Origin of the sequence: Variovorax endophyticus, from assembly GCF_025376855.1 — a bacterium.
In the GTDB taxonomy this organism is placed as follows: domain Bacteria; phylum Pseudomonadota; class Gammaproteobacteria; order Burkholderiales; family Burkholderiaceae_C; genus Variovorax.
In genome coordinates this window covers 103,445-123,562 of sequence record NZ_JAHUTH010000002.1, presented here as the reverse complement: position 1 = coordinate 123,562, position 20,118 = coordinate 103,445, and the positions used below count along the sequence as shown (strand labels likewise).

General features: G+C 68.8%; 17 protein-coding genes. 6 read left to right on the top strand and 11 right to left on the bottom strand.

Going from position 1 to position 20,118, the window contains the following annotated elements:
- Positions 1 to 5 precede the first annotated feature (5 nt).
- From KV106_RS03290 to KV106_RS03275, 4 genes are all read right to left on the bottom strand, one after another.
- Positions 6 to 746, bottom strand: coding sequence for an amino acid ABC transporter ATP-binding protein (locus tag KV106_RS03290; protein ID WP_314733625.1), 741 nt, complete (start codon positions 744 to 746; stop codon positions 6 to 8).
- A 33-nt stretch (positions 747 to 779) separates the two neighbouring features.
- The gene (locus KV106_RS03285) at positions 780 to 1,886 is read right to left on the bottom strand and encodes an amino acid ABC transporter permease (RefSeq protein ID WP_261206076.1); all 1,107 of its coding nucleotides are present in this window, start codon (positions 1,884 to 1,886) and stop codon (positions 780 to 782) included.
- A 1-nt stretch (position 1,887) separates the two neighbouring features.
- A complete protein-coding gene (locus KV106_RS03280; protein WP_261206075.1) occupies positions 1,888 to 3,078 on the bottom strand; it encodes an amino acid ABC transporter permease in 1,191 nt (396 codons plus the stop codon).
- Between the two features lie 62 nt (positions 3,079 to 3,140).
- Entirely contained in the window at positions 3,141 to 4,157 is a 1,017-nt protein-coding gene (locus tag KV106_RS03275; RefSeq protein ID WP_057589897.1) for an amino acid ABC transporter substrate-binding protein, read from the bottom strand.
- A 499-nt stretch (positions 4,158 to 4,656) separates the two neighbouring features.
- On the opposite strand from KV106_RS03275, the gene KV106_RS03270 reads away from it, so the two are divergent.
- Positions 4,657 to 5,538, top strand: coding sequence for a LysR substrate-binding domain-containing protein (locus KV106_RS03270; RefSeq protein ID WP_261206074.1), 882 nt, complete (start codon positions 4,657 to 4,659; stop codon positions 5,536 to 5,538).
- 4 nt (positions 5,539 to 5,542) lie between these two features.
- Here the strand turns inward: KV106_RS03270 and KV106_RS03265 are convergent, their stop codons facing one another.
- On the bottom strand, positions 5,543 to 6,499 hold the full coding sequence (locus KV106_RS03265; protein ID WP_261206073.1) for a PDR/VanB family oxidoreductase: 957 nt from the start codon (positions 6,497 to 6,499) through the stop codon (positions 5,543 to 5,545).
- Between the two features lie 2 nt (positions 6,500 to 6,501).
- A complete protein-coding gene (locus KV106_RS03260; RefSeq protein ID WP_261206072.1) occupies positions 6,502 to 7,437 on the bottom strand; it encodes a pyridoxamine 5'-phosphate oxidase family protein in 936 nt (311 codons plus the stop codon).
- A gap of 130 nt (positions 7,438 to 7,567) precedes the next feature.
- Here KV106_RS03260 and KV106_RS03255 point away from each other — a divergent pair, with 130 nt between their 5' ends.
- The gene (locus tag KV106_RS03255; RefSeq protein ID WP_261206071.1) at positions 7,568 to 8,467 is read left to right on the top strand and encodes a LysR family transcriptional regulator; all 900 of its coding nucleotides are present in this window, start codon (positions 7,568 to 7,570) and stop codon (positions 8,465 to 8,467) included.
- A gap of 33 nt (positions 8,468 to 8,500) precedes the next feature.
- Here KV106_RS03255 and KV106_RS03250 read toward each other — a convergent pair whose 3' ends face one another.
- Positions 8,501 to 8,872: a DsrE family protein gene (locus KV106_RS03250; RefSeq protein WP_261206070.1), complete on the bottom strand. Its 372-nt coding sequence runs from the start codon at positions 8,870 to 8,872 to the stop codon at positions 8,501 to 8,503.
- Positions 8,873 to 9,077: 205 nt separating this feature from the next.
- Here KV106_RS03250 and KV106_RS03245 point away from each other — a divergent pair, with 205 nt between their 5' ends.
- Positions 9,078 to 10,022: a LysR family transcriptional regulator gene (locus KV106_RS03245; RefSeq protein ID WP_064262131.1), complete on the top strand. Its 945-nt coding sequence runs from the start codon at positions 9,078 to 9,080 to the stop codon at positions 10,020 to 10,022.
- A gap of 23 nt (positions 10,023 to 10,045) precedes the next feature.
- A complete protein-coding gene (locus KV106_RS03240; RefSeq protein WP_261206069.1) occupies positions 10,046 to 10,957 on the top strand; it encodes a LysR family transcriptional regulator in 912 nt (303 codons plus the stop codon).
- Positions 10,958 to 10,972: 15 nt separating this feature from the next.
- On the opposite strand, the gene KV106_RS03235 is transcribed toward KV106_RS03240, so the two are convergent.
- From KV106_RS03235 to KV106_RS03220, 4 genes are read right to left on the bottom strand one after another with little or no spacing between them, the layout of a single operon-like run.
- A complete protein-coding gene (locus KV106_RS03235; protein WP_261206068.1) occupies positions 10,973 to 12,061 on the bottom strand; it encodes an NADH:flavin oxidoreductase in 1,089 nt (362 codons plus the stop codon).
- A gap of 7 nt (positions 12,062 to 12,068) precedes the next feature.
- Positions 12,069 to 13,580 (bottom strand): efflux transporter outer membrane subunit, encoded by a 1,512-nt coding sequence (locus KV106_RS03230; RefSeq protein WP_261206067.1) that lies wholly within the window; start codon positions 13,578 to 13,580, stop codon positions 12,069 to 12,071.
- Positions 13,577 to 16,783: an efflux RND transporter permease subunit gene (locus KV106_RS03225; RefSeq protein ID WP_261206065.1), complete on the bottom strand. Its 3,207-nt coding sequence runs from the start codon at positions 16,781 to 16,783 to the stop codon at positions 13,577 to 13,579. Before KV106_RS03225 ends, KV106_RS03230 begins: the two co-directional genes overlap by 4 nt.
- Entirely contained in the window at positions 16,780 to 17,973 is a 1,194-nt protein-coding gene (locus KV106_RS03220) for an efflux RND transporter periplasmic adaptor subunit (RefSeq protein WP_261206064.1), read from the bottom strand. Before KV106_RS03220 ends, KV106_RS03225 begins: the two co-directional genes overlap by 4 nt.
- A gap of 211 nt (positions 17,974 to 18,184) precedes the next feature.
- Between KV106_RS03220 and KV106_RS03215 the strand changes: the two genes are divergently transcribed.
- Together KV106_RS03215 and yghU are read left to right on the top strand one after the other, a co-directional pair.
- Positions 18,185 to 19,117: a LysR family transcriptional regulator gene (locus KV106_RS03215; RefSeq protein WP_261206063.1), complete on the top strand. Its 933-nt coding sequence runs from the start codon at positions 18,185 to 18,187 to the stop codon at positions 19,115 to 19,117.
- A gap of 119 nt (positions 19,118 to 19,236) precedes the next feature.
- Entirely contained in the window at positions 19,237 to 20,115 is an 879-nt protein-coding gene (gene yghU / locus KV106_RS03210; protein ID WP_057597827.1) for a glutathione-dependent disulfide-bond oxidoreductase, read from the top strand.
- Positions 20,116 to 20,118: the final 3 nt, after the last annotated feature.

Here is a 20,118-nt window from a genome sequence, read left to right as displayed (position 1 = left end):
AGTCGTCAGTGCAGGATCTGGCCCAGGAACGCGCGCGTGCGTTCGTTGCGCGGATTGCCGAAGAAATCCTCGGGCCTTCCCTGCTCGATGATTTCGCCGCGGTCCATGAAGATCACGCGGTCGGCGACCTTGCGCGCGAAGTTCATCTCGTGGGTGACGCACAGCATGGTCATGCCGCTTTCCTGCGCCAGGTTCACCATGACGTCCAGCACCTCCTTGACCATCTCGGGGTCGAGCGCGGAGGTGGGTTCGTCGAACAGCATGATCTTGGGCTTCATGCACAGCGAGCGCGCGATCGCCACGCGCTGCTGCTGCCCGCCCGAGAGCTGGCCGGGGAATTTCCTCGCCTGTTCGGGGATGCGCACCCGCTCGAGGTACTTCATCGCATCGGCCTCGGCTTCGGCGCGTGGCCTCTTGAGCACCCAGGTCGGCCCCAGGACGAGGTTCTCCAGCACCGTGAGGTGGGGGAACAGGTTGAAGTGCTGGAACACCATGCCCACGTCGCGGCGAATGGCCTCGATGCGCCGCAGGTCGTCGGTCAGCTCGGTGCCGTCGACCACGATGCGTCCCTGCTGGTGCGCCTCGAGCCGGTTCAGGCAGCGGATCATCGTGGACTTGCCCGACCCCGAGGGACCGCAGACGACGATGCGTTCGCCGCGCGCGACCTCGAGGTCGATGTTGCGCAGCACGTGGAATTCTCCGTACCACTTGTTGACGCCTTGCAGGCGGATGATGGGTTCTTTCATGTCTGGAATCCTTGGAGTGCGGGGCGGTCGCTTCTAGGCCCGGTGGCCCGTCGCCAGGCGCCGTTCCAGGGCCTGGCTGTAGCGCGACATGGCGAAGCAGAAGACGAAATAGATGGCCGCGATGAACAGGTAGGCCTCCATGCCGAAGCCGGTCCACGCGGCATCCGCCAGCGCGGCCTTCGCGGCCAGCGTCAGGTCGAAGATCCCGATGATCACGACGAGGGAGGTGTCCTTGAACAGCGCGATGAAGGTGCTGACCAGCGGCGGGATCACGATCTTCAGGGCCTGCGGCAGCACGATCGCGCGCATCTGCTGCCAGTAGCCCAGGCCGATCGAATCGGCGCCCTCGTACTGCCCCTTGGGCACCGACTGCAGGCCGCCGCGCACGGTCTCCGCGATGTACGCGGCGGCGAACATGACGATCGCGATCTGCGCGCGCAGCAGCTTGTCGATGGCGAAGCCCTCGGGCAGGAACAGCGGCAGCATGACCGACGACATGAACAGCAGGCTGATGAGCGGCACGCCGCGGATCAGCTCGATGTAGACGACGCACAGCGCCTTGATGACCGGCATGCGCGAACGCCGCCCGAGGGCGAGCAGCACGCCGAGCGGGAAGGCCAATGCGATGCCGAAGGTCGAGAGGATGAGCGTCAGCGGCAGGCCGCCCCAGCGCACGTTCTCCACGTAGACCAGCCCCGGCACGCCGCCCCACATGAGCACGGCCACGGTCGACAGGCCCAGCACCCACATCGCCGGCAATGCGAGGTTCCAGAACCGGCGGATACCGCTGCAGACGATCAGGCCGATCAGCAGGCAGGTGGCGACCAGCGGCCGCCACTGCTCGTCGTGGGGGTAGGTGCCGAAGAGGATCAGGCGGTGCTTCTCGGCGATGAAGGCCCAGCACGCACCGTGCGAGCGATGGCATTCCTGGCCGCTGGTGGCGCTGAAGTTCGCCTGGATCCAGCCCCAGTCGACGAGCGCCGGAACGGCCATCAGCAGCAGCCAGGCGAGCAGCACGGTCGCGGCCACGCTGGCGGGCGAGACGAGGAAGCGCCGCTGGAGCCAGGCGAGCGGGCCGCCCCGGGGCGGGCGCGGCGGCGCGATGTCCAGATGCCGCGCGGGCGATGCGATGCCGTTCATGTCAGCGCTCCACCAGCGACATGCGCTTGTTGTAGGCATTCATGAAGCAGGAGATCGACAGGCTCACCGTGAGGTAGGCGCCCATGATGATCAGGATGCCCTCGATGGCCTGCCCCGTCTGGTTGAGCGTCGTGTTGACCACCGACACCAGGTCGGGATAGCCGATGGCCACCGCGAGCGAGCTGTTCTTGACCAGGTTGAGGTACTGGCTCGTGACGGGCGGCACCATCACCCGGACCGCCTGCGGCAGCACCACCAGCCGCAGGATGCGCGAGCGGCGCAGGCCCAGCGAGCGCGCGGCCTCCCATTGGCCGCTGCCGACGGCCTGGATGCCCGAGCGCACGATCTCGGCGATGAAGGCGGTGGTGTAGAACACGAGGCCCGCCAGCAGCGCCGCGAGTTCCGGCGACAGCGTGGCGCCGCCCTCGAAGCTGAAGCCCCGGAGCTCGGGCAGGTTCAGCGACAGCGAGGCGCCCCCCAGCAGCCAGCCGGCCAGCGGCAGGCCGAGCAGCAGGGCCGTGGCCACGCGCCCGGACGGGAATTCCCGGCCGCTGGCTTCCCTGCGCTTTTCGCCCCAGTGCGCGAGCAGCAGCGCCAGCACCAGCGCGAGCGCCGCGCCACCGAGCATCCAGTCGACCGAGCTGCCTTCGAGCGTCGGCACCTTCAGGCCGCGGTTCGAGAGGAAGACGCCCGGCAGCGGATGGTGCGCCTGCCGCGGCCCGGGCATGTTCTCGGTGATCAGCGCATACCAGAGCAGCAGTTGCAGCAGCAGCGGGACGTTGCGCACCAGCTCGACGTACAGCGCCGAGAGCTTCGCGATCAGCCAGTTGCCGGACAGCCGCGCGATGCCGATCAATGTGCCGAGCAGCGTGGCGGCCACGATGCCGATCAGCGCGACGCGCAAGGTGTTGAGCGCGCCCACGCCGATGGCCCGCGCATAGGAGTCGGCCGGCGTGTAGGCGATGGTGCTCTCCCCGATCGCGAAGCCGGCTTCGCGCCCGAGGAAGCCGAAGCCGGTGGAGATGTTCCTCGAGGCGAGGTTGTGGAGCGTGTTGGACACCAGGAACCAGGCGACCAGCGCGACGGCCGCGATGGCCGCCGCCTGGCAGGCCAGAGCGCGCGTGGAGGGATCGGTCCAGCTGAAGCGCCGGGGCCGGCGCGTGGGCGGTGCAAGTGTGTGGTGGGAGGGCATGGCTGCGTGGAAGAGGTTCGGAAGACGCGGACATCGCGGCGGCGCGTGCGCCGCCGCCGGTCTCAGCGGATCGGCCAGCCGTACATCAGCCCGCCCTTGGTGTAGGGCGCGTTCAGGCCCCGCTCCAGCTTCATGGGGCTGGCCATGCCCAGGCTGCGGTCGAACACCTCGCCGTAGTTGCCGACCTGCTTGACGATCCGGTAGGCCCACTTGTCGTCGATGCCGAGGTTCTTCCCCATGCCGGGCGTCACGCCGAGCATGCGCTGGATGCCCGGCGACGGGCTCTTGAGCGCCTCGTCGACGTTCTTCGAGCTCAGGCCGTACTCCTCGGCTTCCAGCAGCACATTGAGCGACCAGCGCACCACGTTGAACCAGGCCTCGTCGCCCTGGCGGACCATCGGGCCCAGCGGCTCCTTCGACAGCGCCTCGGGCAGGATCACGAAGTTGTCGGGATTGCCGAGATTGATCCGCGCCAGTGCGAGCTGCGACTTGTCCATGCTGATGCCGTCGCAACGCCCGGCGGCGAAGGCGCGCAGGATCTCGTCGGCCTTGTCGAGGACCACGGGCTTGAACTCCATCTTCGCGCCGCGGAACCAGTCGGCCAGGTTCAGCTCGGTGGTCGTTCCCGGCAGCACGCAGATGGTGGCGCCGTTGAGCTTCTTCGCGCTTGCGACGCCGAGGTCCTTCTTCACCATGATCCCCTGGCTGTCGTAGTAGTTGACCCCCACGCCGATCAGTCCCAGCGTGGTGTCGCGCGTGAGCGACTGGGTCGTGTTGCGGGTCAGCACGTCCACCTCGCTCGACTGCAGCGCGGTGAAGCGGGCCTGCGTGGTGAGCGGCGTGAACCGCGCCTTCGATGCATCGCCGAACATGGCCACCGCGATGGCCCGGCAGGTGTCGGCATCGATGCCCTGCCACTCGCCCTTGCTGTCCGTGAACGCGAAGCCCGGCAGGTTGGTCGAGACGCCGCACTGGACGGTGCCGCGCTTCTTGACGGTGTCGAACGTCGTGCCGGCACCGGCCGTGCCGATGGCGGCCAGGGCGAGCAGCGCGCAGGCTGCGGTTCTCATGGCTTTCATGCTTGTCTCCTAAGACGGTTTCTTTTTTGGGGATGGAATACCTGTGTCCGACGGGACACCTGCCCATCGCCGCGGTTGGCGCGGTATGCGTGCGGCGGGGCGCCTTGCAGGCTGCTTCCGGCCGGCAAGATCAGGTTGGCATGGGCTGGAGCTCGTGGCTCGCGACATGACAAAAGTTTCCTGATGGGAAACGAATGCTAGCAGCCGGGTCACGGGGCCGCAAACTGTTCTTCCGCGGCGAAATACGGGGCAGATTGTTCTGGAGGCTGAACAATCCCAGGCGTCGGTCATGCGTTCGGTGTCCCGCCGCCGTTGGCGCGATCTGGCTTTTTTGTTTCCTTATTGGGAAACTAAAAAAACGAGTTCCTCAGCGGGGATCGGCGACGCCCGGCTGGCGCCGATGGCCAGGGGAAGCCGCGAAACCCAAACGTAGAATGCTCCGGCCCTTCCCTATCCAGACCCCACAACCGTAGCAACCGCAGTGGATCGCGCGCACCTGATGACCGTGTTTCTCGCGGTGGCCGAAGCGCAGAATTTCGCGGCCGCGGCGCGGCATCTGGGCATGTCGGCGCCGGCCGTCACGCGCGCGATCGCCGCTCTCGAAGAGCACCTGGGCGTGAAGCTCATCCTGCGCACCACGCGCAGCGTCAGGCTCACCGACGTCGGCCATCGTTACCTGGAAGACGTGAAGCTCATCCTCGCGAAGCTCGCCGATGCGGCCGAGACGGCCCGTGGCGTGAGCAGCGCCGTGCAGGGACACCTCAACGTCACCGCCCCCGCGCTGTTCGGCATCTCGCACGTGATGCCGTGCATCGAGGAGTACCTGGGGCGCTTTCCGCGCATGAGCATCTCCGGCTATTTCCTCGATCGCATCGTCGACCTCCGCGAGGAGGGGATGGATGTCGCGATACGCATCGGCTTTCTGGCCGACACCGGGCTCAAGGCCATCCGCGTGGGGCAGGTGCGGCGCGTGCTGTGCGCATCGCCCGATTACCTGAAGGCGCATGGCACGCCGCGCGATCCCTCCGAACTCGCCCGGCATGCGATCGTTTCGGCCGCGCCCCTGTCGCCGGGGAACGAATGGCGGTTTCGCTCGGGCGATGCGGACCTCGCGCTGCGGCTCGCGCCCCGGCTGATCGTCGGGACCAACGACGCGGCCATCGAGGCCGTCGTGCGCGGCAGCGGGATCGCGCAACTGCTCTCCTACCAGATCGCCACCCACCGGCAGGCCGGGCGCCTGGCGATCGTGCTGGCGGACCACGAGGAACCGCCGTGGCCGATCCATGTCGTCTGCGAGCGGGACCGCTGGGAATCGCCGCGGGCCCGCGAGTTCGTCGAGCTGCTCGTGCACCGCCTGCGCGGTCGCGAGGCGTTGAACTGAGGGTTCAGGCCCGCAGCACGAGCGCGTCGCCCGGCTCGGCCCAGGACACGCACAGGCACAGCGAATGCGTGCGCTGCTGCGGAGTCAGGCAGTTGTCCCGGTGGATCGGCGTGCCGCCGCCGTAGCTCACGATGCAGGCGCCGCACTCGCCGCGCCTGCAGTCCGAGGGGATCCAGGCGCCCGCGGCCTCGACCGCGTCGAGCAAGGTGGTTCCCGGCGAGGCTTCGAGTTCGAGGCCCGATTCGGTCAATGCGAGCCGGACCTTCGTGTCGGTGGCGCTCCACGCGGGTCCGAAGCTCTCGAAGTGGATGCGCGACGACGCAATGCCGAGGGCCTTGGCCGCCAGCCGCACATCGTCGATGAGCTTCGCCGGGCCGCAGACATGGAAGTGCACGCCCTCGTCGCGAGAGCGAGGCCGCAGCAGCCCCTGCACATCGATGCGCCGCGGGGATTCTCCTTGCCGCGTCGCGTAGAGGAACAGCTTGTCGTGCCCCTCGTCGAGCAGCCGGTCGCGAAAGGCCATTTCCCGCTCGTGCCTGGCCGCATAGTGCAGTTCGTACGAAGCACCGCACTGCTTCAGCGCCGATGCGATGCCGAGCATCGGCGTGATGCCGATACCGCCGGCGATGAGCACGTGGTGGCTGGCGGCAGGCACGATGCCGAAGGCATTGACCGGCGTGGACACTTCCACCGTGTCGCCAACGGCCAGCACGTCGTGCAGGAAACGCGAGCCGCCGCGGCCGCTGTCGTTGCGCTTCACCGCAATGTCGTAGCGGTCGAGCGCTCCGGTGTCGGAGACCAGCGAATACTTGCGCAGCAGGCTTTGCCCATCGACATCGAATCCCAGTTCGATGTGCGCGCCGGCATCGAAGCCGGGAAGGCGTTCGTTGGCGGGATGCTGCAATCGGATGAGCCGCACGCCGGCGGCCAGCGCCTCGGTCTTCGTCACGGTGAGTCGCATGTTCAGTCCACCTTCGGCAGAAAGGGCGAGAACTCGATGAACTTCGCCTGCAGCGTCGCCGGCAGCTCGCTCTCGATCCAGTGCGAGGTCCTGAACTCCCAGAATCTTCCGGTGCCGCCCGTGAGGCCCGCGGGATCGGACTGGTTCCACATCATCTCGACCGTGCCGGCCAGCTGCAGCACGCGGCGCCGCTCGTAGTCGGGAAAGGCCAGGCCCGCCTGCGGGTTCAGCAGGAAATTCCCGAAGCTGTTGAACATGCTGTTGCCGTTGTAGTCGGGAATCCTCAGCACGCCATCGCCCGCATGCCGCACGAAGCCGCGCGGGCCGCCGCGGTGCGAGCAGTCCGTGCCGCGCGTGGCGTGCGCCGATGCGAGGAAGAAGGTGTCGGCGTCGCCGATGAGCGCGAGTTGCTCGGGGCCCAGTTCATGGCCATGGCTGGCGGTCGAGGACGGCGCCGCTTCGCCAGGGTGCGGGAGCGTGATTTCGCGCCGATGGATGTAGCGCGGGCAAATGGGGAAGGACTTGGTCACCTGGACCTCGAGCCGATCGCTCTCCAGATGGGCCTCGCCGTTGATCTTCAAACGGCGCCGGCTCTGCGGCTCCAGCAGCAGCAGGCCGATGCGCGCATCGTGCCGGATGTTCTCCCAGAAGGGATCGGCATCGAGCCGCGCGACCTTGCCCAGGTCGACCGACAGCGCGGCGGCGTCGTCGCTGGGGGCCAGGAAGCCCGGCTCGCCCAGCAGGATCGAGGCCCACACCTGTCCGTTGCGGTCCAGGCTGGCCGCGTAGGCCGTCTTCTGCTGGCGCACGAAGGGCAGGGCGCCCCGGACGATGGTGCGGCCCACGGTGGCGCCGTTGCGCTCGGCGATCTCTCTCTCGCCCGCGTTGCGCTGGGCCGTCAATTCGCCTTCGTGGAACAGGGTGTCACTGGTCGTCATGGGTCGATGCTTTCGAGAACGGTCATTGGAAAAAAATTGTGCCGATCGATGCGGCGACCCGAAAGGAAGCGGACCGCAATTGATAATTGCGCGCGACGCAGGGCGGTCGAGCCGGAAAGATGGTGGTGACATGGACGACATTCATTTGATGACGGTGTTCGTCGCCGTCGGCGAGGAACGAAGCCTGGCCGGCGGTGCGCGGCGGCTCGACATCTCGGCCGCCGCGGCCATGCGCGCCATCAACCACCTCGAATCGAAGATGGGCGTCGCCTTCTTCCAGCGCAACACCCGGGGCCTGGCGCTCACCGAGAGCGGGCAGCGGTACCTCGAGGATTCGCGCGCGGTGCTGCAGCTGGTCGATCGCGCCGAGGCCTCGGTGATCGGCGCCAACGTCGTCGCGCGCGGCCAGTTGCGGATCACCGCGCCGACGGTGTTCGGCCGGCTCTTCATCATTCCGCTGATCAAGGAATACCTCGCGCTCTATCCCGAGATGGAGATCTCGGCGATCTTTCTCGATCGCACGGTGAACCTGATCGACGAGGGTTTCGACGTGGCCATCCGCATCGCCGAGCTGCCCGACTCGGGCATGAAGGCGCTCAAGGTCGGCCAGGTGCGCAGGCTCAGCTATGCCTCGCCGGCCTACCTCGAGCAGCACGGCGAGCCGGTGCATCCGATGGACCTGCAGAAGCACAGGATCGTGGCCGCAGAGGTGTCGGCCCAGGTGGCGGTGTGGAAGTTCAGGTCGAAGGACAGCGCGATCTCGGTCAAGCTCAAGCCGGTCCTCGATGTCATCGGCAGCGATGCCGCCATCGACGCGGCCGTGCGCGGCATCGGCATCGTGAACCTGCCGTGCTACCAGGTGGCCGACAAGGTCCGCAGCGGCGAATTGCGAGCGATCCTGGCCGACTACGCGAGCGGCTCGCTGCCGATCCACCTGCTGCACCGCGAGAGCCGCTTCGGCTCGTCCAGGGTGCGAAGCTTCATCGACCTGGTCGGACCGAGATTGCGCCGCGAACTCGCCGCGCTCTAGGACTCCCGGGCGCGGCGAGTTCGAATCGATCGATCAGAAGGTCAGGATGGTGAAGCCGTCGGCCGCGAGGGCGCCGATGCTCGGCAGTCCGGAAGTGCCCGGCACGTCGTTGCCGCTCAGCAGTTCGAAGCCGTTCTTGATGGCGTCCTCGCGCGCACCGAAGACATCGGCGCAGCCGCAGGACACGCCCGCGACCTTGTCCTCGACGGCCTTGTAGAGCCCATGCACCGGATGATCGGCATTGCCGACCACGCCGGCCCAGCGCGTGCCGGTGCCCTGGAAATAGATGGCGACTTCGACATGGCGCTGCTTGAAGTCGTAGGCGGTCGCGAGCGCATTGAAGAGGCGTCCCACGGCTTCTTCCCCGGCCTTGGGATCGGAGAAAACGAAGATGGCGAATTTCATTGAAAGACCTTGAATCGGTTGCATTGAATCGAGAAGACAGCCCGTAGTTCGGGCTGGCGAAGTCGATCTTAGGTTTGGACCACCGATTCGATGCATCGGCGAACGCAACTCACAATTGCGCCGCGCGTCGCACCCGGCGCGGTGTTCTTGCGTAGAGTCCCGCATGCGCCGGTCCGTCTCGCGACGCGGTGCCATCACTCTTTCCATGGACCGTCAAAGACCGCTATCGATCGGACCCCTGCGCGCCTTTGCCGCGGTCGCCAGGCATCTCAACTTCAATGCCGCGGCGGCCGAACTCCACCTCACGCAATCGGCCGTCAGCCGCAAGATCCAGGCACTCGAGAGCGACATCGGCGCGACGCTGCTGGCGCGCAGCACGCGCTCGGTCGAGCTGAGCGCCGAGGGCCGGGTGCTGGTCAAGGCGCTGTTCCCGATGCTCGACCGCCTCGACGAGGCCGTGCGCCAGATCCGCTCGCCGAGCGCCAAGGCGCGCGTCACCGTCAGCACCTTCGCCTCGTTCACTTCGCTGTGGCTGTTGCCGAGGCTGGAGCAGTTCCAGCGCGAGCACACCGAGATCGACATCCGCGTGTCGTCGAGCGATGCGATGGCGCCGATCGAGAGTCCCGACACGGACGTGTTCCTGCGCTACTGCGCGCCGAAGCTCGCGCCCGCCGGTGCCACGCGGCTGTTCAACGAGGCGCTGACGCCGGTCATGAGCGCGGCCTTCGCGCGGCAGATCGAGCTCGGCGATGCGCCGCCGCTGAAGAGCGTCGGCGACCTCGCGCGGCACACGCTGGTCGAGGAGGACGACGCCTATGCCTCGGCCGGCCTCGCGAGCTGGCGGCATTGGCTGCGCATCCACAACCACGCCGAGCTCGAGCCGCGCAACTGGATGCACCTGAACTTCACCTACCAGCAGGTGCAGGCCGCGGTGGCCGGCCACGCGCTGGCGCTGGCGCGGCTGCCGCTGGTGGCCGACCTGCTGGGGCGCAACGAGTTGCGCGAGGTGTTCGGCGAGGCGTACCGCACCGCGGGCCCGGGCGCCTACTGGATGATCGTCAACCCGAACGCGGCCGGCCGTCCCGAGGTGAGCAGCTTCTGCAACTGGATCCTCCAGCAGGCCGCGGGCACCCGCGCGTTCCTCGCATGACGGGCGGCGGGGCAGGGCGAGCGATGAACAAGCTGCAGGCGATCGAGGTCTTCGTGCAGGTGGTCGACACGGGCAGCTTCACGCGCGCGGCCGAGCACCTGAAGCTGCCCAAGGCGACGGTCTCGACGCTGATCCAGGCGCTGGAGTCCTCGCTCGCGACGAAGCTGCTGCACCGGACCACGCGCAAGGTCAGCGTGACCGCCGACGGCGCGGCCTACCACGAGCGGTGCCTGCGCATCCTGTCGGATGTGCGCGAGGCCGACGAATCGCTGTCGCGCACGCGGCGCAGTCCCTCGGGGCGCCTGCGCGTCGACGCCCCGACCGGCCTGGCCAGCCTGGTGATCATCCCCGCGCTGCCCGACTTCTTCGCACGCTATCCCGACATCCACCTCGAGCTGGGTTGCAGCGACCGGCCCGTGGACCTGATCGAGGAGGGCGTGGATTGCGCGGTGCGTGGCGGAGCGCTCGAGGACTCGAGCCTGATCGCGCGCCGCGTCGGGGCCATGCACTACACCACCTGCGCCTCGCCGGCCTACCTCGAGCGCCATGGCCGTCCGCTGCATCCGGACGACTTGGCGCGGCATCGCTGCGTCAACTACTTCTCCGCGCGCACGGGCGAGATGTTCCACTGGGACTTCACGCGCGGCGGCGAGCGCGTGCAGCTCGTGCTGCCCGGGCGGATCGCGCTGAACGACAGCTATGCGTACACGGCCGCGGGCCTGTCGGGGCTGGGCATCGTGCAGATGGCGGAGTTCCTGCTGCGGCCCATGATCGAGGACGGCCGTCTCGTGCCCGTGCTCGAGGACTGGAGCAACGACCCGATGCCGATCCACGTGGTGTTTCCGCAGAACCGGCATCTGTCGAACAAGGTGCGGGTGTTCGTGGACTGGGCGGCCGATCTCTTCAAGAGCCATCCGGCCATGCACCAGGGATAGTCCCCGCGCCCGAACTCAGGGGCTCGCGGGGTGGACGAAGTGCGGCCAGCCGCGCATGTGTGCGATGAAGCGTTCGCTCAAGCCGCCCGCGCGCAGGTAGTCGGCGGTCACCGGCAGCCTCGGACTGTCGTACAGCGGGTTCTCCATCACCCGCAGCGGAAAGTCGCGCTGCAGGATGCCGGCCCGGCCGACCAGCACGAAGTCGCATCCCTCGTCGAGCAGCTCGGCCGCGCGCCGGGCGCTCATGATCCGGCCCGCCGCTCCCACGCGCACGCCGCGGCGCGGCAGTTCGGTGAAGACGCTGAGCATGGTGCGGCCCTGGAGCGTGCCCTGCTGCACGACCTGGGCCGAATCCCACAGCGCGAGGTCGAGGTAATCGATCAGCTCGCGGTCGAGGATGTCGGCGGTGACGTCGCGCAATTCCTCGAGCCGCAGCCCGTAGCGCTCGATCGACAGGCGCCAGCCGATCTGGAACGCGGGACCGCAGGCGCGGCGGATGCCCTCGATCACCTCGAGCGTGAGGCGGGCGCGGTTCTCGACGCTGCCGCCATAGCGGTCGGTGCGGTCGTTGAGCAGCGGCGACATGAACTCCGAGAGGATCCAGCCGAAGGCGCCATGGACCGCGACGCCGTCGAAGCCCGCGCGCTCGGCGCGTTGCGCGGCCGCGATGAAGCTGTCGCGGATCCGTTCGACTTCCTCGGTCGTCAAGGCATCGATGCCAGGCAGGGTGTCGCCGGAAGCCGGCGCCGGGATGCCGCCCAGCCGCGGATTGGCGCGATGGCCCGCATGGTGCAGCTGCACCGCGGACAGCGCGCCGCCTTCGCGCATCGCGTCGGCCATCCGGCGCAGGCCCGGCAGATGGGCGTCGCTGTGGATACCGAGTTGCCGCGCGAAGGCGATGCCGCCGGCCTCGACGGTCGTGGCGCAGGTCTGGATCAGGGCGTAGCCGCCGCGCGCGAGCTGCGCGATCCAGTCCTGGTCGAACTCGGAGGCGTCGCCGCCGACCTCGCTTTGCTGGTTGGTGAGCGGCGCCAGCATGAAGCGGTTGCGCATCGGCGGGCCGTGCAGCAGGGTGAGAGGCTCGAAGAGTTTCGAATGGGACATGGAATCTTCAGGACGAGGAGGGTGCGGAACGGGCATGCGCCGCGGTGCCGGTGGCTTCCCAGCCGCCGCCGAGCGCGCGCACGAGGTCGACGCTCGCGCGTGCGCGCGCGCCTTCGGACTGGATCAGCGATTGCCGGTTGCGCAGGCGCGTGCGCTGTGCGTCGACCACCGCCAGGTAGTCGGTGTCGCCTTCATCGAAGCGCGCCTTCGCGGACCGGGCCACGCGCGCGGCCGATGCATCGGCCTCGCGCTGCTGGGCGATGCGCGCATCGAGGGTCCGCATCGCGACCAGCGCGTCCTCGACCTCGCGGAAGGCCTGCAGCACCGTCTTGCGGTACTGCGCGACGCTCTCCTCGTAGGCGCCGCGGGCGCGTTCGAGCTCGGCCTCGCGGCGTCCGCCGTCGAACAGCGGCAGGCTCAGCATCGTGCCCGCGAGCGGACCGAGCAGGAAGGTGCGCTGCGACCAGTTGCCGAGGTTGCCGAGCGCGGCCGATTCGTAGCCGAGCGAGCCGGTCAGCGCGAGCGAGGGAAAGTACGCGGCCTTCGCCACGCCGATGCGTGCGTTCTCCGCGGCCATGGCGCGCTCGGCGGCCGCGATGTCGGGCCGGCGCTCGAGCAGGGCAGAGGGCAGGCCCGGCGGCAGCTGCACGACGGTGGCTTCCAGCGGCTTCGCGGCGAGCGAGAAGCTCGCCGGCGCCTTGCCGAGCAGGATGGCCAGCGCGTGCGAGGCCTGCGCGTGTTGCTGCGCCACCGCCAGGTGCTCGGCGCGCGCCGTGAACAGTTCCGTCCTCGCCTGGTCGACGATGTGGCGCGCCACGGCGCCCGCGCCGAGCTGGCGCTCGAGCAGCGCCGCGGCGTCCTCGCGCAAGGCCACGGTGTCGGCCAGCAGGCGCAGCTCGCCCTCCAGCTGACGCAGGCCGAAGTAGGTGCCGGCGACCTCGGCCTGCACCAGCAGCAGCATCTGGTGCGCCAGGGCGCGTTGCCGCGCCTCGTCGGCCCGCGCGGCGGCGATGCCCGAGGCGACGCGGCCGAAGACGTCGACCTCGTAGGCCACGGAAGCCTGGGCGCGCCACAGCGTCTGCGTGCTGCCCGCCGCGCCGTCTCCGCGCCCCGCGGCCGCGCCCGTGCCGCGCTGGCGGGTCGGGCCGAAGCCCGCGTCGATCTCGGGGAAGCGTTCCGACTCGCTGCGCGAGGTCAGCGCGCGCGCCTGCTTCAGCCGTGCCATCGCGATCGCCACGTCGGGATTCGCCCGCAGCGCTTCCTCCTCGAGCTGCACCAGCACGGGATCGCCGAAGACGCCCCACCAGGGCGAGGGCGCCTGGTGGTCGGCGGGTTCGGCCGGCTTCCAGCGGCCGGGTTCTTCCGCCGGCATCGCGCCGGAAGGCGCACCGGACTGTCGGTAGCTCGCGGGGATGTCGATGCCGGGGCGCTGCTCGGTGGACGCGAGCGAGCATGCCGACAGCAGGAAGGCGATGGCCGCCGTCGCCAGCAGGTTCCGTGTGTGGATGACGCGGCTCATGCGCGGCCCTCCGGTTGCAGGGGTTCGAGATGGCGCGCGGCGAGCGCCGGCGCCTCGTGATGCGCCGCCGCGTGCAGCGGCCTGCCCCTGCCGAGCGACCTGACGAGCGCATAGAACAGCGGCGTGAGGAACAGGCCGAACAGCGTGACGCCGATCATCCCGAAGAACACCGAGATGCCCATCGCCTGGCGCATCTCCGCGCCCGCGCCGGTCGACGCGACCAGCGGGATGACACCCATCACGAAGGCGAGCGAGGTCATCAGGATCGGGCGCAGCCGCAGGCGGCAGGCCTCGATCACGGCCTTCGCGGTCGACAGGCCCGCCATCTCGAGCTCGCGCGCGAACTCGACGATCAGGATCGCGTTCTTCGATGCCAGCCCGACGAGCACGATCAGCCCGATCTGCGTGAAGATGTTGTTGTCGCCCCGGGTGAGCCACACGCCGAGCAGCGCCGAGAAGATGCTCATCGGGATGATCAGGATGATGGCCAGCGGCAGCGTGAGGCTCTCGTACTGGGCCGCCAGCACCAGGAACACCAGCAGCACGCACAGCGGAAGGATCCAGGCCGCGCTGTTGCCGGCGATGATCTGCTGGTAGGTCAGGTCGGTCCATTCGTAGCTCATGCCCGGCGGCAGCGTCTCGGCCGCGATCCGCTGGATCGCCGCCATCGCCTGGCCCGAGGAATAGCCGGGCGCCGGGGCGCCGTTGACGTCGGCGGCCGTGAAGCCGTTGTAGCGAACCACCTGGTCCGGCCCGTAGGTCTGGCTGATCCTCGCCAGCGAGGCGAGCGGAACCATGCGGCCCGACTCGCTGCGCACGTGCAGCTGGCCGATGTCGTCGGGCCTGGAGCGGAACCTGGCGTCGGCCTGCATCCGCACCTGGTACACGCGGCCCAGGAAGTTGAAGTCGTTGACGTAGTACGCCCCCAGGAAGGACTGCAGCGTGTTGAACACCGCCGGCGTATCGACACCCAGTTGCTGTGCCTTGGCGCGGTCGATGTCGACCTTGAGCTGCGGCACGTTCACCGTGTAGGTCGAGTAGATGGAAGCGAGCTCGGGTGCCTCGGAGGCCTTCTTGACGAAGGCCTGGGTCGCCTTGTAGAGCGCCTCGTAGCCCAGGTCCGCGCGGTCCTCGATCTGCAGCTTGAAGCCGCCGAGCGTGCCCAGTCCGTAGACCGGCGGCGGCGGGAAGACGCCGGTGTAGGCATGGCCGATGCCGGCGTACTCGCGGCTCAGGTCGGCCACCACCTGCTCGGCGCTGATCCCGGGCCGTTCCTTGAAGGGCTTCAGCAGCACGAAGGTCAGCGCGGTGCTCGAGCTCTTCGTCACGCCGTTGATCGAGAGGCCACTGTAGCTCGAGGTCCCCATCACGGCAGGGTGCTTGAGCGCGATGTCGTTCATCTGCTTCATGGTCGCCTCGGTGCGATCGAGCGTCGAACCCTCGGGCAGTTGCGCCAGGCTGACCAGGTACTCCTTGTCCTGCGCGGGCACGAAGCCGCCCGGCACGTGGCCGGTGAGCCACCAGGTCGCGCCCAGCAGGCCCGCGTAGACGACGAGCAGCGCGCCCTTGTGCCGCAGCAGGCTGCCGATGCCGCTGCCGTAGCCTTCGGAGGCGCGGTCGAAGCGGCGGTTGAAGCGCGCGAAGAAGCGGCCGAACAGCCGTTGCGTCACGCGCGTCACCGCATCGGGCGCGTCGCCGTGGCCCTTGAGCAGCAGCGCCGACAGCGCTGGCGACAGCGTCAGCGAGTTCACCGCCGAGATCAGGGTGGAGATCGCGATGGTGACCGCGAACTGCTTGTAGAACTCGCCGGTCAGGCCGCTCAGGAAGGCCAGCGGCAGGAACACCGCCGACAGCGTGAGCGCGATGGCGACGATGGGCCCGCTGACCTCGCGCATCGCCTGGTAGGTGGCCTCGTGCGGGCCCAGGCCGCGCGCGATGTTGCGCTCCACGTTCTCGACCACCACGATCGCGTCGTCGACCACGATGCCGATCGCGACCACCAGGCCGAACAGCGACAGCGTGTTGATGGAGTAGCCGGCCAGCAGCAGGAAGCCGAAGGTGCCGACGATCGAGACCGGCACCGCGAGCAGCGGAATGATCGAGGCGCGCCAGGTCTGCAGGAAGAGGAACACCACCAGCACGACCAGCGCCACCGACTCCAGCAGGGTCTCGATCACGGCGTCGATGCCGGACTGGACGGCGCGGCTGGGCTCGTAGACGACGCGGTAGACCACGTCCTGCGGGAACTCCTTCTCGAGTTCCTTCATGGCGCTGTGCACCTCGCGCGAGATCTGCAGCGAGTTCGCACCCGGCGCTTCCTGCACGGCCACCGCGACGGCGGGCGCGTTGTCCAGGGTGGCGCGGATGCCGTAGTCCTCGGCACCCAGTTCCACGCGCGCCACGTCGCCCAGGCGCGTGATCGCGCCGTTGGCATCGGACTTGATGACGATGCCCTTGAACTCCTCGGGCGACTTGAGGCGCCCGTCGGCGTTGACGTTGAGCTGGAAGGCGGTGTCGGGCGACGCGGGCGAACTGCCGATGGTGCCGACCGCGGCCTGGATGTTCTGGCGCCGGATCGCGGCCGCCACGTCGCTCGCGCCGAGCCCGCGCTCGGCCAGCGCGGCCGGGTCGAGCCAGACGCGCATGGCATAGCCGCCCGGCCCCCACACCACCACGTCGCCCACGCCCGCGATGCGGGCCAGCCGGTCCTTCACGTGGAGGATGGCGTAGTTGCTGATGTAGTTGTTGTCGTAGGTCCCGTTCGGCGAGACCATGTGCACGGCGATGGTGATGATCGGCGAGTTCTTGATGGCCGTGACGCCCAGGCGCTGCACGTCCTCCGGCAGCCGCAGCTGGGCCTGCGACACGCGCGTCTGCACCAGCTGCTGGGCCCGGTCCGGATCGGTGCCGAGCTTGAAGGTCGCCGTCAGGTAGAGATGGCCGTCGCCGCTGGCCTTGGAGTCCATGTAGAGCATGTCCTCCACGCCGTTGATGGACTGCTCGAGCGGCGCCGCCACCGTCTCGGCGATGGTCCTGGCGTTGGCGCCCGGGTACTGCGCATGCACGACCACCGAGGGCGGAATGACCTGCGGGTATTCCGAGACCGGCATGTGGAAGGCCGCGACGATGCCCGCGAGCAGGATCAGCGCGGACAGCACGCCCGCGAAGATCGGGCGGTCGATGAAGAACTTCGAGATGTTCACGACCGGCCCCCGTCGACGGCGCGCGCGGACGCGGTCGGCGCATCGGGCACCGCCGATGGCTCGGCTGCCTCGGCCGACACCGCGGTGCCCGGCGGCGCGCGGAACGCGCCGTCCACGATCACCCTGGCACCGGGCGCGACGCCGCTGCGCAGCACGCGATCGCGGCCGTGCAGCGTGCCGAGCTCGACGAAGCGGCGCTCGACCTTGTTCTGCGCATCGACGACCAGCACGTACTTGCGGTCCTGGTCGGTGCCGACGACCGCATCGTCGACCGTCACGGCCTCGTAGGGCAGGCCGCCCTGCAGCCGGATGCGCGCCTGCAGGCCCGGGAGCATGTCGGGGCCCACGCGGTCGATGCGAGCGCGCACGCGCACCGTGCCCGAGCGGGTGTCCATCTGGTTGTCGAGCGCCTCGATGGCGGCCGCATGGGGAAAGCCGTCGTCGCTCGCGAGGCCGACCGCGACCGTCGGCTGCGCGCCCGCGCGCAGCGACGGCGCGATGAGCCGCAGGTAGCTCTGCTCGTCGACGTTGAAGGCGGCGTAGAGCTTGCCGTCGGAGACGATGCGCGTGAGCGGCACCGCCTCGCCGCCCGCGCCCACCACGTTGCCCGCGGTGATCTCCGCTCGCGAGATGCGGCCCGCGATCGGTGCCCGCACCTGCGTGTAGTCGAGCTGCAGCCGGGCCTGGGCCAGCGAAGCCTGCGCGCCCTTGAGCGATGCGGCCGCCGCGCGCGCCGCGTTGTCGAGCGCATCGAATTCCCGGCGCGCGATCGAGTCCGATTCGAGCAGCCGCCGTGCGCGCGCCTGCTCGAGGTCGGCGAGGCGTTGCCGTTCCTCGGCGCCCGCCACGGCGGCCTGCGCCTGGCGCACCTGGACCTCGTAGGGCGCGGGGTCGATGGTGAACAGCAGTTCGCCCTGGCGCACATGCTGGCCGGGCTTGAAATGCACGGCCAGCAGCGTGCCGGGCACCTTGGGGCGGACGTCCACGAGGTCGACGGCTTCGAGCCGGCCCGTGTAGTCCTGCGAGTCGGTCACCGGCCGCTGCAGGGCCGGCCGGTACTTGACGGTGGGAACCGCGGCGGCGGGCGCGGCATGCGCTTCGGAGCCATGCTTCCAAAGAACGCTGCCCGCGCCGGCCACCGCGATCGCGGCCACGATGGCCGCGAGGGGATGCTTCTGGAGGGGATTCATGCGAGTTGCTCGAGAGGGTTGAATGGCCCGCAGTCTGAGCGCGCGGCGCACGAACATCTAGCCCTGAAGCTGGCTAAGTTTGTTGCCTTAAATGGAACAGTGGATTCGGCCTCGGCCCTTGAATTCAGAGGGAAAGGCGCCAGACATCGAGGGAGGCGAACCTATACTTGTTTCGCTTCGAGCAATAAATTCCGGGCCAAGGAGAGATCGAATGGACCGCCTGCAATCGATGCAGATCTTCGCCCGCGTCGTCGAGATGCACAGCTTCACGCGGGCCGCCGACAGCCTCGTGCTGCCCAAGTCGCGCGTCACGCGCGCGGTCAAGGACCTCGAGAAATTCCTCGGCGCGCGGTTGCTGCAGCGGACCACGCGCCATATCAGCCTGACGCCCGAAGGCACGCTCTACTACGACCATTGCAGGCGGCTGCTGGCCGAGATCGAGGCCGTCGAGTCCAGCTTTCCCGGCAGCGCCGGACGGCCGCGCGGGCGCCTGCGCGTCGACATGACGCTCTCGCTCGCGCGCCTCGTGGTGCTGCCCTCGATCCGCGACTTCCAGTCGCGCTATCCCGATGTCGAGCTCACGCTCACGGTGAGCGACCGGACGGTGGAGCTGGTGCAGGAGGGCATCGACTGCGTCATCCGCGCGGGCACGCCGGAGGATTCGGCCACGCTGGTGGCCCGGCGCATCGGCGCCTTCGACTGGGTGAGCTGCGCCTCGCCCGAGTACCTGGAGCGCCATGGCACGCCGAAGACGCTGGAGGACCTGGCGCGGCACAAGGCCGTGGGCTATCTGTCGAGCCGCACGGCGCGCTCGCTCGAGTGGCATTTCGTGGAGAACGGCGAGGACCGCTGCATCGCCATGCGCGAGAGCCTCGTCGTCAACGACACCGATGCCTACGTGGCCTGCGGCCTCGAGGGCCTGGGCCTGATCCGCGCGGGCAGCTACATGGTGCAGCAGCACCTGCGCAGCGGACAGCTGCGGCGGGTGCTCGCCGACTACGCCGCGCCGGCCGCGCCGCTCTCCGTGCTCTACCCGCAGAACCGCCACCTGTCGCCCACCGTGCGCGCCTTCGTGGACTGGGTGGGCGGCGTGGTGGGCAAGGCGGAGGCGGGCTGGCGGGTCGACGCGCATCCCGCTCGCTGAGGAGGCGCGCGGCCGCATTGTTCGGGAGGCCGAACGATGAATTCGAGCGGCGCCCGTAGATGAATCGTCGGCGCGTTCCTAGAATTTTTTGCATCGACATCCATCCACCAAAGCCATCGATGACAGACACGCCTCCAGCCAATCAACCCGCGGGCTACGTGCCCGCCAAGGTCTGGCAACCGAAGAGCAATCCGGCCGGCACCTTCGGCAGCATCAACAGTCCCGTGTCGGGCGCGCGTTTCGACCAGGCGCTGCCGGTCGGCAGGCATCCGCTGCAGCTGTATTCGCAGGGCACGCCCAACGGCCAGAAGATCACGATCCTGCTCGAGGAACTGCTCGCGGCCGGACACGAGGGCGCCGAGTACGACGCCTGGCTCATCGACATCTTCAAGGGCGACCAGTTCGGCAGCGGCTTCGTCGGCCTCAATCCCAACAGCAAGATTCCCGCGCTCGTCGATCGATCGACGGACCCGGTCACGCAGGTCTTCGAGAGTGGCTCGATCCTGGTCCATCTCGCCGAGCGCTTCGGCGCCTTCCTGCCGGCCGAAGGACGCGCGCGCACCGAGACCTTCAACTGGCTGATGTGGCAGGTGGGCTCGGCGCCCTTCGTCGGCGGCGGCCTCGGCCACTTCTATGGCTATGCGCCGTTCAAGATCGAATACGCGATCGACCGCTACGCGATGGAGACCAAGCGCCAGCTGCATGTGCTCGACACCCATCTGGCCTCGCACGAGTTCCTCGCCGGCGACCAATACACGATCGCGGACATGGCGGTGTGGCCCTGGTATCCGGGCAGCCTCTACGGCGTCTACGACACGCACGAGTTCCTGGCCGTCGAGGAGTACAGGCACCTGCTGCGCTGGTACGAGGCCATTGCCGCGCGGCCCGCGGTCGCGCGCGGCAGGGTGGTCAACCGCACCTCGGGCGCGCCGGGCACCGTGCTGCGCGAGCGCCACGATGCCAGCGATTTCGATGCTCTGATACCCGCTCCTCTCTAGTCA

What these genes read in the sequence shown, in the direction of transcription:
- KV106_RS03250 (WP_261206070.1), bottom strand. Translation starts at nt 8,872, where the DNA reads ATGAAATTCGCCATCTTCGTTTTCTCCGATCCCAAGGCCGGGGAAGAA.
- KV106_RS03230 (WP_261206067.1), bottom strand. Translation starts at nt 13,580, where the DNA reads ATGAGCCGCGTCATCCACACACGGAACCTGCTGGCGACGGCGGCCATC.
- KV106_RS03285 (WP_261206076.1), bottom strand. Translation starts at nt 1,886, where the DNA reads ATGAACGGCATCGCATCGCCCGCGCGGCATCTGGACATCGCGCCGCCG.
- KV106_RS03280 (WP_261206075.1), bottom strand. Translation starts at nt 3,078, where the DNA reads ATGCCCTCCCACCACACACTTGCACCGCCCACGCGCCGGCCCCGGCGC.
- yghU (WP_057597827.1), top strand. Translation starts at nt 19,237, where the DNA reads ATGACAGACACGCCTCCAGCCAATCAACCCGCGGGCTACGTGCCCGCC.
- KV106_RS03220 (WP_261206064.1), bottom strand. Translation starts at nt 17,973, where the DNA reads ATGAATCCCCTCCAGAAGCATCCCCTCGCGGCCATCGTGGCCGCGATC.
- KV106_RS03255 (WP_261206071.1), top strand. Translation starts at nt 7,568, where the DNA reads ATGGACGACATTCATTTGATGACGGTGTTCGTCGCCGTCGGCGAGGAA.
- KV106_RS03215 (WP_261206063.1), top strand. Translation starts at nt 18,185, where the DNA reads ATGGACCGCCTGCAATCGATGCAGATCTTCGCCCGCGTCGTCGAGATG.
- KV106_RS03290 (WP_314733625.1), bottom strand. Translation starts at nt 746, where the DNA reads ATGAAAGAACCCATCATCCGCCTGCAAGGCGTCAACAAGTGGTACGGA.
- KV106_RS03245 (WP_064262131.1), top strand. Translation starts at nt 9,078, where the DNA reads ATGGACCGTCAAAGACCGCTATCGATCGGACCCCTGCGCGCCTTTGCC.
- KV106_RS03270 (WP_261206074.1), top strand. Translation starts at nt 4,657, where the DNA reads ATGACCGTGTTTCTCGCGGTGGCCGAAGCGCAGAATTTCGCGGCCGCG.
- KV106_RS03265 (WP_261206073.1), bottom strand. Translation starts at nt 6,499, where the DNA reads ATGCGACTCACCGTGACGAAGACCGAGGCGCTGGCCGCCGGCGTGCGG.
- KV106_RS03235 (WP_261206068.1), bottom strand. Translation starts at nt 12,061, where the DNA reads ATGTCCCATTCGAAACTCTTCGAGCCTCTCACCCTGCTGCACGGCCCG.
- KV106_RS03275 (WP_057589897.1), bottom strand. Translation starts at nt 4,157, where the DNA reads ATGAAAGCCATGAGAACCGCAGCCTGCGCGCTGCTCGCCCTGGCCGCC.
- KV106_RS03260 (WP_261206072.1), bottom strand. Translation starts at nt 7,437, where the DNA reads ATGACGACCAGTGACACCCTGTTCCACGAAGGCGAATTGACGGCCCAG.
- KV106_RS03240 (WP_261206069.1), top strand. Translation starts at nt 10,046, where the DNA reads ATGAACAAGCTGCAGGCGATCGAGGTCTTCGTGCAGGTGGTCGACACG.